The sequence below is a fragment of the Acrocarpospora catenulata genome, assembly GCF_018476525.1.
Lineage (GTDB): Bacteria > Actinomycetota > Actinomycetes > Streptosporangiales > Streptosporangiaceae > Acrocarpospora > Acrocarpospora catenulata.
The window spans coordinates 1-15664 of record NZ_JAHCST010000104.1; the positions used below are offsets into that span (position 1 = coordinate 1).

Here is a 15664-nt window from a genome sequence, read left to right on the forward strand (position 1 = left end):
GGTGGGGCCTAACGGTGATGGAGGGGGCGGGCGGGTGGGAGAACCGCGGTAACCAGAATCCCCGGGTGTCGGCTTCACACGTAGGAAGTTGGCTGCCGAGGTAATCCCACCCACCCTTTTGACCCCTCCGGGGTCGGCCGGTTGGGTGAGGCATCGCGTGGGGGTGTGAAGCTGACACATCGTTGTCAGAAATTGGCCGGGGTCGTGGGGCCGTTGTTACGGTCATGCGATGACCACGACCTCACGTTCGGATTACCGCGAATTCATCGCCGGACTCCCTAAAGCCGAGCTGCACGTGCATCACGTGGGCTCGGCCTCCCCCCGTACTGTCGCCGAACTGGCCGCGCGCCACGAGGGCGACACCCCGGTCCCGGCCGACCCCGAGCGCTTGGCCGACTTCTTCACCTTCCGCGACTTCGCCCACTTCATCGAGGTCTACGTCGCCGTGGTCGACCTGATCAGGGACCCCGAGGACCTCTGGTCGCTGATCTACGGCGTCGGCACCGACCTGGCCGCCCAGAACGTCCGCTACACCGAGCTGACCGTCACCCCTTACACCCACCTGCTCAACGGCTTCGCGCCCGCCCAGTTCTGCGAGATCATCGAGGACGCCCGCCGCCGCGTGGAGGCCGACCACGGCACCATGCTCCGCTGGTGCTTCGACATCCCCGGCGAGTTCGGCGCGGGCGAGGCCGCGGAGGCCACCCTGCGCATCGCCCTCGACCAGCGCCCCGACGGCCTGATCGCCTTCGGCCTGGGCGGCCCGGAAGTCGGCATCCCCCGCGCCCCCTTCGCCCCCTTCTTCGCCGAGGCCCGTGCCAACGGCCTGCGCTCGGTCCCGCACGCCGGGGAGACCACCGGCCCGCAGACCGTCTGGGACGCCATCCACCACCTCGGCGCCGAGCGCATCGGCCACGGCATCAGCAGCGCCGAGGACCCCGCCCTGATGGAGTACCTGATCGCCCACGACATCACCCTGGAGGTCTGCCCGACCTCCAACGTCTGCACCAAGGCGGTCGGCTCGCTGGACGAGCATCCGCTCCCCCGGCTGGTCGAGGCGGGCGTGCCGATCACCATCAACTCCGACGACCCGCCCATGTTCGGCACCACCATCAACAACGAGTACGCGGTCGCCGCCCGCCTGCTCGACCTGGACGAGAACGGCATCGCCGACCTGGCCCGCGCCGCCGTCCGCGCCTCCTTCCTCGGTTCCCCCGAGAAGGCCGCATTGATGGCCGAAATTGACAATTACCTCCAGCCGTATCCGGCGGATCGCGACACGCCCTAGAAGGCGGCTCATCTGGCCGGATAAGTTCCACCCACTCCACCAAACCCGTTTCACGAAATTCCCTCATACGATCGCTTTCCGGGGGTCGATCAAGCACAGGATTCGCATATGGGGATATGCCGTGGACGGTGACATGCTCAGGTGGAGATCCGCCCGTACCAGTCTCGCCACCCTTCTCACGGGCGGGCCCTGCGCGATCCTCATCCTGTCGCTCCTGTCGACCCCCGCCATGGCGAACGACGACAACCCGCAAGACGATGTGAAGGCCGTGATATGCCTCGACAGTGGCAATCGGGGCAAGCTTGTAGAAGTCGCCGAGAATCTCGGACTCGCGTCCGCATTACCCACGCCGTCGGCGACCCCGTCCCCCACCGTCACGGCCCGGCCCACACCGGCCCCACCCGAGATCATCGCCGGCCCGTCCCCGTCCGCCAGCCCGATGACCATCCGCGACTGGCGCCGCGACCACAGGACGGACTTCGACCGCGCCTGCGACGCCTTCATCCAGGCCGACCAGGACCTCCGCCTCCCCGCCGAGAGCAACCGGCTGCTGGATCTGAGCCTGGGCCTCCTCCCGGTGCTGGCCGGCGGCCTGCTCGTCTTCTTGGGCGCGGAATGGCGCGCCGCCATGACCCTCGGCCGCGAGGACGCCCAGAAACTCGGTGACCTGGCCGACGCGTACGCCCACGACCTGAAGACCTACGTCGAAGGCGTGGCCAACCAGGAACACGACCCGTACGAGTTCAATCCCGACACCCTCATCGCGCTGAAGCGGCACTTCCGCTACATCCAGGCCCGGCACCTGGGCTGGCGGCGGACCACCGAGTTGATGGACTACCTGGACAAGGAACTCAACGGCGACACCCCCACCTCCTGGGGCATCAAAATCACCTCCGGACAGGCCGAGGAACGCCACCAGGCGATCAAGAACAATACGGAAAAGTTCATCCAGGACATCAGGCCGCTCATCGAAGCCCTCAACCGTCCCTGGCGATGGCACGGCGACCTACGCAAATCGGCAGACAGGCGGGCCAGGAAAGCAGACAGGCGGGCCAGGAAAGGGGTGGCCTGAGTGACGAGGATCGACAACCCCTTCGACCTGTTCGACGAGCACAACCGGCGGACCCATCGCATCAGCCCCATCAGCGGAGAAAGCACCCTGTTCGTCAAGTTCGACAAGCTCGACAAGCGCCTGACCGAACTCGCCGCCCATCTCGACGACATCGAACTGCACCGGAGACAGGGCCTGCTCGCACTCGTCACCGGCCCGGAGAAGAGCGGCCGCACCGCCGTCATCGACTGGGCGCACGAACGCCTCAGCGGGAAGATCAAGTTCACCAACGAGACGGAATGGCAGCGATACAACGCGGTCGACCTCAGCAACCGTACCGACATCCCGGCCGTGCACGACAAAGACGAACGAGCACATGAGATCCGCCGTTCGATCCGGGAGATCTACCACGGGATCGTCCAGCAGTCCCAGCGGAACCCGCTCACCGTGAGCGTGGCCGAATCGCTCCGGAAGCTCTTCACCGTACACGCCCGCCGCGAAGCGGAAATCATGGACGAGGCCGCACGCTGCTACGACCGCATCAGTGAGCGACTCGAGTTCTACCATTCCATTCTGGTCATCACTTTTCCCCCGAACACCCCGGCGTTCCTCATCGAGGCCTTCAGCCGACTGGTACGTCCCCGCATGATCTACCTTATGGAGCACAACCTCGACACGGCGCCGCCGAAGCTGCGGACCGAGGTGCCGACGCTCACCACCCTCCAGGTGCTCGACGAGTCGGACCGGATCAAGTTCCTCCAGTCACGGGTGAAGCCCAGAAAAGACCGCCGCTTTCCGATTTTCGACGATGACACGATTCTGGACATCGCGAAGGGGATGGACCTGGCAGCCCCCGTCGGCATGCTCAACGCGACCTACCGGCAGGCGTGCGAGCACATCATCCGGCGGCACCGATCCCCGGAACCCCCCGTGGTCAGGAGCTCGGAATTCCTCGGCATCGTGGCACGGGCCAAAGAAGCCATGGGCGTTAATCTTCTTGAAGGGGAACCGGACGGCAGGCCGAGCGCCGCGAACTCGCCGTCTTCCCTGTTGCAGGATTTCGCCCGGTCCGATTTTCGGGAACGCAAGGGGGAGCCGACGTGAATCCGTCCGGCGAGTCACAGAAGCCGAGAATCCCGGCTCTCTCCACCACCTTCGCAAAGAGGCTACCCACCTCCCTGTCCGGCGACGGTCCGGTCTATACAGATGAGTCAGCCACTTATCTCACCAGAACCGTCATTTCGGTCAGAAGGTTCGTCGAGGAATACCTGGACTCGGACTTCGGCGACGCGACCGGCCTGGCCGGACGTGCGCTCGCCATCCACGGCCCGCTGGGCACGGGCAAGACCCACCACGCCCTGGTCATCCGCAGCCTGGCGATGCGGCATGCCTCGCAACCGACGATCCTGACCGTCGACGGGACGGCGGGCCCTTTTCCCGACCTGTACCGGCGCCGGATCCTGGAAGAGCTCGGAAAGGACCGCATCCGCTCGCTGGTGCTCGACTACTACGGCGCGGTCATGGGCGAGCGGCTGAAGGACCTGGAGTTCTTCAAGCACTTCAAGGGACAGTTCGACAGCGACGACGAGCTGTACGACATCCCCCTGCAACTGCGCATCGGCAGGCTCGACCCGGTCCTGGTGGCCCAGCATCTGGGCCTGGCGTCCGCCCCCCTGCTCGAAGACCTGCGCGAGCGGCTGCGCGGCGCCGTGGATCACGAGATGTTCAGCCGGGGGCTCACCCTGCTCGCCCACAAGGACTACAGCGACGACGCCTGGGAGTGGTTCAAGGGCAATCCCCCGAGCGAGGACCTGGCGCGGATGAACCTGCGCCAGCTGAAGGACTCGGAGATCTATGACGCGATGGGCGTCATCGCCTTCCTGCACCGCAACCCCGGTCAGCTCCGGCGCAAGGTCATCCTCATCATCGACGAGCTTGAGCAGTTCCTCGACATGGAGCCCGACTCCACCCGCATCGACCGGGAGACCGCCCGCTCCTTCAGCCACCTGCTGAACATCTTCGTCAACGCCGGCGGCCTGCTGGTCTTCTGCGGCCTGGACGAGACGGTACGGCGACTCCCCGCCAGCCTCCACGAGCGCTTCCACGAGATCCCCCTGGGCCTCCTGGAACCGACCGAAGCACTCGGCGTACTGCGAACGCAGCGGAACTCCTTCTCCCGGGCGCCCGAGGATGACGCCGCCTTCGAACGTATCCACCAGATCACCAGCGGTCACCCCCGGCAGACCCTCCGGCTCTTCTCGTTGAGCAGCGAGTCGGTCGGCACGGGGGCCGCGCTGACGGACGACGACGTCCTGAAGGCGGCCAGGCGTGAGTACGAGCCGCTCAGCATCGACGAGGCGAAGGCGTCGATAGCGCGGCTGCTCGAGGACGAGGAGTGGGCCTTCCGCATCGACCACCAGGTGGAGGACCACCAGCCCATCGACTTCTGGCTGGAGAGCGCGCAGACCGCGACCGCGGTCCTGGTGCACAACTCGATCATCAGCCGCGCGGACTTCACCACCTTCCAGCGTCAGGTGGCGGGCGCCCGCCAGGCCTCGCAGACCTGCGGCATCGTCCTGGTGGTGCACGGCGTGGTGGCCAAGGACGCCAGGGAGGCGGTGTCCAAACGCATCGACCGGACACCGATCATCACCTTCCCGCACCGTGACTTCGAGTCGAACCTGGTGCGCGCCGTCCGCACCTCGTTCCGGCGGCTGGCCGTCCGGCCGGGACAGGAGATGCTGGAGAGCCTCACCAGCCAGCTCACCTCCCTGATGACCCGCCAGCAGGCCACCGCGAACGCGCTGGACCGGCTGACCTCCACGGTGCGCGAGCTGCGCGCGGGGGCGCAAAGCGCCGAACCCGGCCGGTTACCCGCGCCCCCACCGCCGCCGCGCATCAGCCGGCTGTTCGACGACGCCGTCATGGTCCTCGACCGGATCGGGGAGACCACGTTCGACTTCAAGGCCACCGCCGACCAGCTCTCCGGCCGGGCCCCGCAAAGCGGCTCACCGCGCCCGTCCTCCCTCACCGATCCGGTCCGCCTCCAGGAACTGGGCATCCGCATGGTGCTGCGGAACGTCCTGGACCAGTTCCGCGAGCGGATCAGCACCTACCTTCTGGACGTCAGACAGGTGAACGCGATCGGCCGCGAGGCGGAGAACGAACTCGACCGCATCTGTCTCACCTACACGATGTCGGTGGAGTCCCTCCCGCTGCGCGGTCCCAACGCCACGCCCGAGAACCTCCGGGTCATCCGGCAGCTGGGCAACCGCCTGCGGCGAGAGGTACGCGACGAGCTGGCGTCCCAGTTGTCGGCGCCACCAGCCGTCCCCTCATGACCCGGCCTGCCGGATGAGCCGCCGCCGGTAGAGGCCGTTGCTCACGGCATGCAGGAGGTTGACCACGAGGATCGCGGGCGCGACGACGGCCACCGCGTCGCCCACCAGCGGCACCAGGGCCAGGGCCAGCACCAGCGCGGTTATCCCGTTCTGCTGACCCAGCGCGATCTGGACGCGATCCTCCCGCGCGAACCCCCGGGGCAGCAGCAGCCCGCCGACGACGGCCTGCGCGAGGAACGCCCCCAGCCCGAGCACCAGCCCTCTGGCCAGGTCCACCCCGTCGGCGAGGACCATTCCGGTGGCGAAGGTGGCGGCGATCAGGGCGCCGGTCACCGTCCGGTTGACCACGACCTCCCGGTCGGCGAACGGCCGCAGGAACAGCCCGATCACGGCCATGGCCAGCATCAGGAAGTTGGCGACGGCCACCGCCATGGCGGCCAGCAGCAGCACGGTCGAGGCGGCCAGCCCGGCCCGGCGCCAGCCGGGCGCACCGGGGTCGCGCAGCCGGCCGGCGATCCGGCGACCGGCCAGCCAGATCAGGAAGACCGCCGCGACGAGCGCCGCGTTCCAGCCGAGATTGCCCAGGTACTTGTGCACCTCGGGAAGTGCCTGACCGCCGAGGAACGCGGCTCCGAAATACACCGTGAGCAGCGCGGTGATGGGGTCGTCGAACGAGGCCCAGGCGAGCATGAGGTCCTTGGCCCGGCGGGACATGCGGGAGTCGCCCAGCAGCGCGGCGACCGAGAGTGGATCGATCTGGGCCACCGCGAGCGCCAGCAGGGGGGCGCCCGGCTCGTCGAAAACCGGCACCACCAGCAGCGCGATCAGGACGGCTTTGAGTAATACGCCGACGGTGACCGCGAGCACGATGAGGCGCAGATCCTGGACGGCGCTCCGGGGGATGCCCGCGGCGCTGCCGTACAGGCCGACGGAGAGCAGGACGGTGACGGCCGTCAGGTACCACGGCTCGGCCGGGAGCGCGGTCAGTCCGGAGACCTGGGCCAGCGTCCAGCCCGCCAGCACGATGCCGAGCCCGGTGAGCAGCCGGATCGCGGTCCGTGAGCGCAACAGCACCGGCCCGTGTGCGTCCGGACGCGGTAGCACCGCTGTGCCTTCCCCGCCGGACTTCATCGCAGCTGGCTCCCCACTTCAGGCTCTTTATCAAAGAAAAACCGAAGCCGCCCTTGGATGGCAACCGTCAGCTTGCTGAATTCTTCGTCGGACGCGGCCACTTTCCTCTGGTTCAGGGTGACGCCGATCAGGTGGACCAGCTCGTCCTCCCCCGAATCGCTCAGGGCGATCGCCTTGATGAACCAGGCACCGGATGCCACGTCAAGTACCAGGCGGTCGACACCCTGGTCGTTCCACGGCCACATGGCATGCCCGATTTCACCGATCTCCCGCTGGACTTTGGGCACAAAATCACGAAAACGCATCGACCAGCGTTTGGCCATTCCGTGGGGGATCTGCATACCCATTTCGGGCGCATCGAAAAGGTGGCATTCGTAGACTGGCTCCCAGTCCCGATAGACCGCCACGTACTGAAGTTCGTCCAGGGACAGGCTCTCGTCGCACAGCGGCTTGACCCGGGCGGCCAGCTCCGCGTTCCTCCGCTCCCGGACGGGACGGCCCCGCACGCTCTCCGGCCTCCGGTCCAGGTCGGCCTCCAGGGCCCGGTCTCCCCCACGCAGGTCGGGATTCTTCCCCCGGTCCCGGTCGAGGGCGTCCCCGAGTGCCGACACCTGGGCGTCGAGGGCCAGACCGGTCTCCGGACGGAAGGTGACGGCCACGATCATCGTCCGGAACGCCACCGCCACGCAGACCACCAGGTCACCAGTGGTGATCACCACTCTGACCAGCGGGCCGGTCGAGAGGGGTTCCATCTCGGCGTTCAACCGCTGGATCGTGACGGCCACCTGCCGGAAGAAGGTCTGCAGGCTCGCGCTGGCCAGGCTCGGCAGCGTACGTCGGGCCGCGTAGAGGTCGTCCAGCAGCTCACGCGGAACCGCCGACATGACGAACATCACCTGCTCGTCCTCAAGATGAGCGACCAGGTCGGCGTTGCCGCCCTTGAACAGGTCCTCGCAGACCCGCTGAAAATAGCCCTTGTTCTCCTCCGGCAACTCCCCGGATTCATGCATCCACGACCATTTGTCCCAGATGCGACGCTCCACCAGATCATTTATCTCGTGTCTTATCGCCTCAAGTTGCCGAGCACCTTTTCCCTCCACCGTTCCTCCATCAGAAAATGATCGTCTCCAAATCCACGAACCCCAGCCACGGACCGGCGTCGCGTTCCTTCCCGGACACCTGCCGGAGATTATCGGAGGCCGTCCGCCAGTAGTTGTGCTCACGGCCGAAGAGCGACAGGGCGCGCTTACGCGCTTCCGCGTAACACTGGGTCGCCTCGGGTATCCGGCCGGTCCTGACGAGAATGTTGCCGAAATTGATTCCGGCGCCGATCGTGAGCACATGACTCGGGCCGAGGGTGCCGCTCAGCCCGTCGAAGGCCTCTCTCGCGAGTTGGCAGGCCTCCTCCGTACGTCCGAGATCGTCCAGGTAGACGGCCAGGTTGCACTTCAGGAGCGGACCGATGGGGTTGCGCGGGAAGCCGTCGGCCGCGATCCGCAGGTACTTCGCGGCGTGCTCGGCGGCCTCGGCGGAGTCGCCAGTCCGGTAGTGGGCGGCGGCGTAGCTCACCGCGCACCGGAGCGTGTCCCGATCCTCGGGCCCGAACCGGCGGACGAACTCCGGCAGGAGTTCCTTGTCCCGGAACAGGCCCTCCTGGGGCTCTCCCCGCATCCGGGCGGAGATCGCCAGCCCGCTCAGCAGGTTGAGCCGCATGCGCGGGGCGACATCGGTCCGGTCGGAGACCTGCGCGATGGCGTCGGAGAGCAGGATGTAGGACTCGTCGACGTGATCGAGCACGCGGAGGTAGTAGGCGACGTTCCGCACCGTGCCCCAGACCTCCGCGTCGTTCCCGAAACGACGGAGATCCTTGAACCGGCTGCGGCCGAGCAGGAGCGCGTGGTGGGGGCGGCCCATGAAGGAGGCCGAGATCGCGAGGTTGTGCTTGGCCCGCACCGTCCACGGGTGGTCGTCCCCGAGCAGCCTGGTCAGGCCGCTCACGGCCAGTTCGTCCCAGCCGTGCGCGCTCGCCCACTCCCCGGCGATCCGCTGGTCGGCGGCGTGGGTGCCGGCCGCGATCAGGAAGTCGTGCTGGTGCCGCTCGCGGGTCCTGGACAACAGGTCGACGGCCTGCCGGCTGAGCTCCAGGGCGTCCTGGTGGCCGGTGGCGGAGGCCAGGTCGCGCACCAGGTTGGAGAGCTGGAGCCCGATCACGGCCGCGTGCCTGGTGAGCTCGTCGGACCCGCCCCTGTTCGCCATCAGGAACCTTCTGGCCGCCATCCCGATGTCACGGGCGAGCACCCACAGGTACGGATCGTCGGCGCGATGACAGTGCCGGACATATTCCTTGATCATGTGCAGCACGTCGGGATCGACGGTCTGGACGCTCGCCTCGTCGGTCAGATGCCGGCCGATCTCGGTGAAACGACGGGCGCGCTCGCCCCTTCTCGGCCCGGTCTCCTCGATCTCCATGGCCGCGTACCTGGCCAGCAGCCGGCCGATGTCGGCCGCGGGCACGTGGTCAGGGGCGATCTCGGCCCGCACGTACCCGGCGATACCGCGGTCCATCCGGACCGACCCCGCCTCCCGGTCCAGTTTGATCAGTGCCAGCCTGCGGAGTGTCTCCAGATACGCGTCCACCTGGAGCTGTTCGCGGCCCGCTCGGACGGGCATCGGACCGGTCTCCGGGTCCCTCGCAAGGGCGGGGTCGGCCATCGACTCGCGCGAGATCATCGCCCAGCGCAGCAGTTCGAGGCTCATGCCGTCCGGGGAGAGCGAGGAGGCGACCGAGAGCAGCCACTTCTCGGGGAGGCTCAGGTCTTCGACGCTCGCCCGGAGAATGGACTGGTAGCCCACGGGGACGCTGTCGTCTCGGTACAGGCTCTGGTGTCGGGACAGGAACGTGCTCAGGTGAGCGTCGACGCGCTGACCCGGCGGGCCCTCGGCCAACCGCCGGCGCAGCCATCCCCCGATCAGTTCCAGGGCGAGCGGGCCGTGGCCGGCCAGCTCGGCGACCTTCCGCAGTTCCCCGTCATCGGGCCGCTGCCCACGCGGGAGCCGCCGTCTCAACAGCGCCACGCTCTCCTCGGGGGTGAACGGCTCCACCTCGATGCCGGCGGGCACGGGAAGCATCGACTCGCCGGTGAAGAGCAGGTGCCCGGCGCCCTCCTCGGGGAGGAGACCCTCAACGGCCTCCGGGGCGGCGTTGTCGAAGATGAGCAGCCAGCGTTTCCGGTTGGCGAGTTCGTCGAGCACCGTACGGACCGAGCCGTCGCCCGATCGCAGCCCCAGCCGCACGGCCAGCTTGCCGAGGCCGCGCCTGACCCCCCACCGCTCACCGGCGGAGATGCGCCAGACCAGGTCGTAACAACTGCCGAAGACGCGCGCGTACTCTTCGGCCAGCGCGCTCTTGCCCCGGCCGGTGGGGCCGTGCAGCAGGCAGGAGCCATGCCGTAGCAGGTCCGCGCGGAGCCGGTGCAGCGTCGCGTGCCGCCCGACGAAGTCGGTGGCGCGGGCCGGGATGTTGCCCTCCGGAGGGATTCCCGGGTAGCGGGCGCCGCTCGCCGGATCGGTGACGTCACGCGACAGGTAGGAGAGCAGGTTCTCCTCGATCAGCCGGTCGAGGACGGTGGTGACGTCCTCCCCACCGGCCAGGTCGATCACCTGCCGCACCGGCGGATTCGGATCGGGGTCGGGATCGAGGCGCAGGCCGATCCTGAGCCAGTAGAACTCGACCTCGGGGGAGTCGGCCGCGGCGTCGCGCAGCCAGCCGGGCGGTTTCCCGTCGGGTGCCGAGATCAGGACCACCACGGGTTTGCCCGCCGTCGCCGCGTCCGCGAGCTCGGGCCGGTGGTCCGGGTCATCGGGGAGTTCCTCCACGTGGCGCACGGCGGCGCCCTCGGCCAGGAAACGTTCGCCCAGCCATTCCGCCCACGGCTCGCGCTCCAGGGTGTGGTAGATGAGCACCTGGCGGGATTTCTCCCGGACCGCGATCCGCCGGACGACCTCCTGGCACGCCGCCGCGAACCCCTGGGAGCGCACCGCGACGGGCCGGTCGAGAATCAGGGCGTCGTCGAAGTAGTAGTCCGAGTCGTAGGGAAGAAGGACGTCGAAAGAGTTGTCGACTCCCGGAATCCCGCCGAGCTGACGCTGCGCGAGGCGGCGGATGCTTTCCAGTGTGTCCTCGGATCCCTGGGCGACCTTCATCGGGATCGGCCACACCCGGTGTCCGGCCTCGCTCAGCTCCCGCACCTTGTCCCGTACGTCGGCTATCGCGTTCATGGCCAGCGGAAATCCGAGAATGACCAAGTCCACGGCAAGGCCCGCGAGAACCGGCGAGTCGGGCGGAATGTCGCTGAAAATTACCTGGTCATAGTCGCTCGAACCGACCCGCTCGGCCAACCGGGGGTCATCGGACGTGGTCAGATTCAGGCGCTCACCGGACGGCAGCGCTAAGTGCGCGACCCGGACAAGCCGCTCGGATTCCACCGCCGGAGCATGCGTGAACCGATCGAAGTATCGGCGGAGAATGGGCCGGTCAGGCATTCCCTCCACGACGAGGACGCTTTTCCCGGAAGCGACCAGGAGCGCCGACAGGTTGGCCACCGCCATCTTCCGCCCCTGACCGGAACGTATCGCGTCGAAGACGATGATCCGGTTGGCGGTCCCGTCGGCGTCGGCCGTCCCGTCATTCATGAGAACCCCACTCGTCACGCAGGAAAACCTGCCCGCCCGCTCGGCTCCGAAGCGTGACTACTCTGCCATAAACAGAGATCGCCCAGCCGGGGGGACGCCGCGGATCCTGGTCCACTACACATCGTCGTCCCAGCCGTCGTCCCAGGGGACGACGGCCATGAAACCCGAATAGAAGGTCCCCTCACCCGCCCCGGCGTCGGCGTACAGGCGGCGCAGCGCGGCACCGACGACGCTGTCGGGCAACTCGCGGACCAGCGCCGGATCCACTTCGGACAGATCGACGAATTCTGAAGTCCAGTGGCGTGCTTCCGTGCCCCCGCGCACGTTCGTACCGTATTCGGCCATTACGCTTCGCCTCCCACCACAGCGCCTCCGCCCACGGCACGGAACCCCCGGTACACGTCTATCCCGGCCTGTCGCGGAAGATGTCATCAAATGATGGCTTGGAACGCCAGCCGACTCCATTAAATACTATTTCCTAGCTTTTAGTACGTTCACTGTTCATTTGTCGTGGATCTTAACCGGGCTCCAGCCGCGGGGGGCGGTCGATCTCAGGTGGTCGAATATCCAGCGAACAATGCAGGTCAGCGCGTACCGGAATGGCCGGACACGATGGACGTGGCCGAACAGCTCAGGCGGGGCTGGCGGCCGGTTCCGTTCCGCACGTTCGTGTTGAAGATTCAGAGCCGGTGCGACCTCGCCTGCGACTACTGCTACATGTACGAATCGGCGGACCAGCGGTGGCGGGGACAGCCGGCGAGAATGCCGGAGGAGGTGGTCGCGCGTACCGCGGCGCGGATCGCGGAGCACGCGCGCACGCACCGGCTGTCCCACGTGGAGGCCGTGCTGCACGGCGGCGAACCCCTGCTGGCGGGCCCCGAGCGCATGGAACGCATCGTCAGGACGCTGCGGGAGACGATCCCGGTGGCCAGGCTCGACCTCTCCGTGCAGACCAACGCGATGCGGCTGGACGAGGCGTACCTGCGGATCTTCCACGCGCTGGACGTGCGGGTCGGGGTCAGTATCGACGGGGATCGGGCCGCCCAGGACCGGCATCGCCGCACCCGCGGGGGCGGATCATCGCATGCGCGGGTGAGCGCGGCCCTCGACCTGCTGGCCAGCCCACCCCACCGGCGGTTGTTCGCCGGGCTGCTCTGCACGGTGGACCTGGCCAACGACCCGTTGATCACCTATCGGGCGCTGCTCGGCCACGACCCGCCGACCATCGACTTCCTGCTTCCCCACGGGAACTGGACGCAGCCGCCGCCGGGCCTGGATCCGAACGGCAAGACCAGCCCGTACGCCGACTGGCTGATCCCGATCTTCGACGAGTGGTACGCGGAGATACCGCGCCGGACCAGGATCCGGCTGTTCGAGGAGATCATCTTCCTGCTGCTCGGGCGGCCGTCCCGGACCGAGGGCATCGGGCTCAGCCCGAGCGGGGTGCTCACCATCGAGTCCGACGGCTCGATCGAGCAGGCCGACGCCCTGAAGACGGCCTACGAGGGGGCCCCGGTGACCGGCCTGCACGTGGACACCGACCCCTTCGAGGTCGCCACGCTGCTGCCCTCGTTCGTGGCGCGGCAGCTCGGCGTCGAGGGGCTGGGCCCCGCCTGCCGGGCCTGCTCGCTGCACCAGGTCTGCGGGGGCGGCCTCTACGCGCACCGGTACCTGCGCGGCAACGGTTTCGCCAACCCCTCGGTGTACTGCGCCGACCTCTTCGAACTGATCAGCCATATCCGGCACCGGCTGGCCGCCGACGTACACGCCCTGCGCAGGAGAACGTCATGACACCGAACAGGCACACGGTCACCGCCGCGGACTTCCGCGCGCTCGCCCAGGGCCGGGGCGGCCGGTCGGCGCTGGCGGCCCTGGCGGCCGGTCAGTACAGCAAGGTGCTCCTGCTGCTGCGCGCCGTCGCTGATCTGTCACGGTCCCGGCGGCACGCGATGGCGCCGGTCACGACGGAGGCGTACGACGCGCTGTGCGAGGTCCACCGGGCGCACCCCGGCCCCACCAGGGAAGTGATCATGTATCCAACGGTGGGCGCCTGGGCCGCCGCAACGGTCAGGCAGCTGATCCGGGGCGAGGCGGACGCGCGGCCGGAACGGCTGGCCGGTGTGACGGCGAGCGTGGCCATCCGGGCCGGCGTGCCGCTGACCCTGCCGGTCCCCCGGGACGGAGAGCAGGTGGATCTGCCCGCCCTCGGCAGACTCCGCGTCCCCGGGACCGACACCGACCTGGTGCGGCTGCGCTGGGACGGCTCGGCGGGGTCGGTGGGCAGGGTGGCGCTCCCCGGCGACCTGGCGCTGGACGACGCGAACTGGCAGGCGATCCGCCGGGTCGGGTTCGGCCCCCTGGCCCTCGCGATCGACGACGTCGACCCCTACCGCCCGGCGGGCGACCGCGTGCTGCGGGACCGGCTGGCCCCGGCGGAGGCGGAGCGCTGGGGCGAGCGCATGGCCAGGGGATGGCACCTGCTGCGGGACGGCCATCCCGAGTTCAGCGACGAGGTGCTCACCATCCTGTCCGCGATCGTCCCGCTGGACGGCGCCGCCCGCCTCAGCTCCACCTCCCGTACGGCCTTCGGCGCGTTGTCGATGTCCTATCCCCCCGGCCCCCGGATCACGGCCGAGACACTGGCGCACGAGGTGCAGCACGCCAAGCTGGGCGCGCTCTGCGACCTGTTCGACCTGACGGTGGCCAGGTCCGGCCAATTGTTCTCCGCGCCCTGGCGCCCGGATCTCCGTCCGGCGGACGCCCTCCTCCAGGGCATCTATGCGCACCTGGGGGTGACCCGGTTCTGGCGCGCGCAGGCCCGGCGGGAGGAGGACATCAGGTTGCGGCTGCCGGCGCTACGGCTTTTCGCCAAGTGGCGGGCGGCGACGCTGGCCACGGCCAAGGCGCTGGCGGCCAGTGCCGAGCTGACGCCGATGGGCCGGGAGTTCACCGATGTCATGATCAAGGTGCTGCTGGAGTGGAACGACGAACCTGTGCCCGGGGCCGCGCTCGCGCCCGGCCGGGTCGGGCCACCGCCGGAAAGCCTCAACGGCAGTGTCATGAAATAAGCTCCTTCTTCCGACATACTGGGCGGCCTACCGTGTGATCGGAGGACCCTCGGTAATGCCGGATCCGCAACCCCGCCGGATCGGGGACTACGCACTGCGCGACGTGCTGGCGGAGGACGACCACAGCACGGTGTACCTGGCGGCCGGGCCCTCCGGCGAGCGGGTCACGCTCACGCTGTTCAAGACCCGGTTGCGTGACCCCGACGAGTTTCTCACCAGGATCGAGAACCTCCAGTCGGGCCCGGCCTACCACTCCGCCTCGATCATCGACGCGGGCACCTCGGGCGGCCTGCCGTACGTGGTGAGCGAGCACGTGGACGGGCCGACGCTGGAGGCGCACGGACCCGTCGACGGGGTCGCGCTGCACCGGCTGGCGATCGCCACGATGACCGCGCTGGTGCCGGTGCACCAGGCCGGGGACGTGCACGGTGACCTGCGCCCGGCGACGATCGTGCTGGGGCCGGACGGGCCCCGGGTGACGGGGGCCGGGCTGGCCCGCGCGGTGGACGAGTCGGCCAAGGACGAGGAGTGGGAGGCGGCGTCGGGCACCCAGCGGGTGCGCTCGACCGCCTTCCTGGCGCCGGAGCAGTTCCGCGGCGAACAGGCGGGGCAGGCCGCCGACCTGTTCTCCTGGGCGGCCACCATGGTGTACGCGGCGACGGGACGGTCCCCGTTCGAGGCGGGATCGCCGTCGGCCACGATGAACCGGGTCCTCCACGAAGAGCCGGACCTGTCCGGGCTGCCGGAGCCGCCCCGGGAGGTGGTGGCCGAGTGCCTGGCCAAGGAGCCGGGCGCCCGGCCGACCGCGAGCCAGGCGCTGATGCGGCTGGTCGGCCACTCGACGCTGACCATCGACCGGACCGACCTGCCGCCCGTGGCGGAGCCGGAGCCGGCGGCCCCCGGGCGCCGGTGGTGGCCGATCGCGCTGACCGCCGTACTGGTGGTGGCGGTGGCGGGCGGTGGCGGTCACCTGATCGCGACCCGGACCAAGACGGCGGTGGCGGCGGCGAGCACGGCCACGGCGGCGGGGGTGAGCACGGTCGCCGCCTCGGCGGAGCCGCCGCCCCCCGCGCCGCCGACCTCCCGGGTCGAG

Annotated in this window: 11 protein-coding genes; 7 read left to right on the top strand and 4 right to left on the bottom strand. The window is 68.9% G+C overall.

Features of this window, described 5'->3' with window-relative positions; all coding sequences use genetic code 11:
• Window positions 1-229: 229 nt before the first annotated feature.
• The 4 genes from KIP79_RS44870 to KIP79_RS44885 all read left to right on the top strand — a co-directional run bounded on the left by KIP79_RS44870 (window position 230) and on the right by KIP79_RS44885 (window position 5680).
• The gene (locus tag KIP79_RS44870) at window positions 230-1288 is read left to right on the top strand and encodes an adenosine deaminase (protein WP_214111189.1); all 1059 of its coding nucleotides are present in this window, start codon (window positions 230-232) and stop codon (window positions 1286-1288) included.
• A gap of 133 nt (window positions 1289-1421) precedes the next feature.
• Window positions 1422-2360, top strand: a complete 939-nt coding sequence (locus KIP79_RS44875; RefSeq protein WP_214111190.1) for a hypothetical protein — start codon at window positions 1422-1424, stop codon at window positions 2358-2360.
• On the top strand, window positions 2361-3443 hold the full coding sequence (locus KIP79_RS44880; protein ID WP_214111191.1) for a hypothetical protein: 1083 nt from the start codon (window positions 2361-2363) through the stop codon (window positions 3441-3443).
• Window positions 3440-5680, top strand: coding sequence for a P-loop NTPase family protein (locus KIP79_RS44885; RefSeq protein ID WP_214111192.1), 2241 nt, complete (start codon window positions 3440-3442; stop codon window positions 5678-5680). Before KIP79_RS44880 ends, KIP79_RS44885 begins: the two co-directional genes overlap by 4 nt.
• Here KIP79_RS44885 and KIP79_RS44890 read toward each other — a convergent pair.
• The 4 genes from KIP79_RS44890 to fxsA form a co-directional block, all read right to left on the bottom strand.
• On the bottom strand, window positions 5675-6811 hold the full coding sequence (locus tag KIP79_RS44890; RefSeq protein ID WP_214111193.1) for a cation:proton antiporter: 1137 nt from the start codon (window positions 6809-6811) through the stop codon (window positions 5675-5677). The two genes, KIP79_RS44885 and KIP79_RS44890, sit on opposite strands and share 6 nt — an antisense overlap.
• Window positions 6808-7854 (bottom strand): hypothetical protein, encoded by a 1047-nt coding sequence (locus KIP79_RS44895; RefSeq protein WP_214111194.1) that lies wholly within the window; start codon window positions 7852-7854, stop codon window positions 6808-6810. Before KIP79_RS44895 ends, KIP79_RS44890 begins: the two co-directional genes overlap by 4 nt.
• Window positions 7855-7921: 67 nt before the next feature.
• A complete protein-coding gene (gene fxsT, locus KIP79_RS44900) occupies window positions 7922-11503 on the bottom strand; it encodes an FxSxx-COOH system tetratricopeptide repeat protein (RefSeq protein WP_214111195.1) in 3582 nt (1193 codons plus the stop codon).
• A 114-nt stretch (window positions 11504-11617) separates the two neighbouring features.
• Window positions 11618-11827: an FxSxx-COOH cyclophane-containing RiPP peptide gene (gene fxsA, locus KIP79_RS44905; protein ID WP_214111196.1), complete on the bottom strand. Its 210-nt coding sequence runs from the start codon at window positions 11825-11827 to the stop codon at window positions 11618-11620.
• A 288-nt stretch (window positions 11828-12115) separates the two neighbouring features.
• Here fxsA and KIP79_RS44910 point away from each other — a divergent pair, with 288 nt between their 5' ends.
• The 3 genes from KIP79_RS44910 to KIP79_RS44920 form a co-directional block, all read left to right on the top strand.
• Window positions 12116-13294, top strand: a complete 1179-nt coding sequence (locus KIP79_RS44910; RefSeq protein WP_214111197.1) for an FxsB family cyclophane-forming radical SAM/SPASM peptide maturase — start codon at window positions 12116-12118, stop codon at window positions 13292-13294.
• Window positions 13291-14571, top strand: a complete 1281-nt coding sequence (locus KIP79_RS44915) for an HEXXH motif domain-containing protein (protein ID WP_214111198.1) — start codon at window positions 13291-13293, stop codon at window positions 14569-14571. Before KIP79_RS44910 ends, KIP79_RS44915 begins: the two co-directional genes overlap by 4 nt.
• 55 nt (window positions 14572-14626) lie before the next feature.
• On the top strand, window positions 14627-15664 hold a 1038-nt coding region (locus tag KIP79_RS44920), incomplete at its 3' end, for a serine/threonine protein kinase (RefSeq protein WP_214111199.1).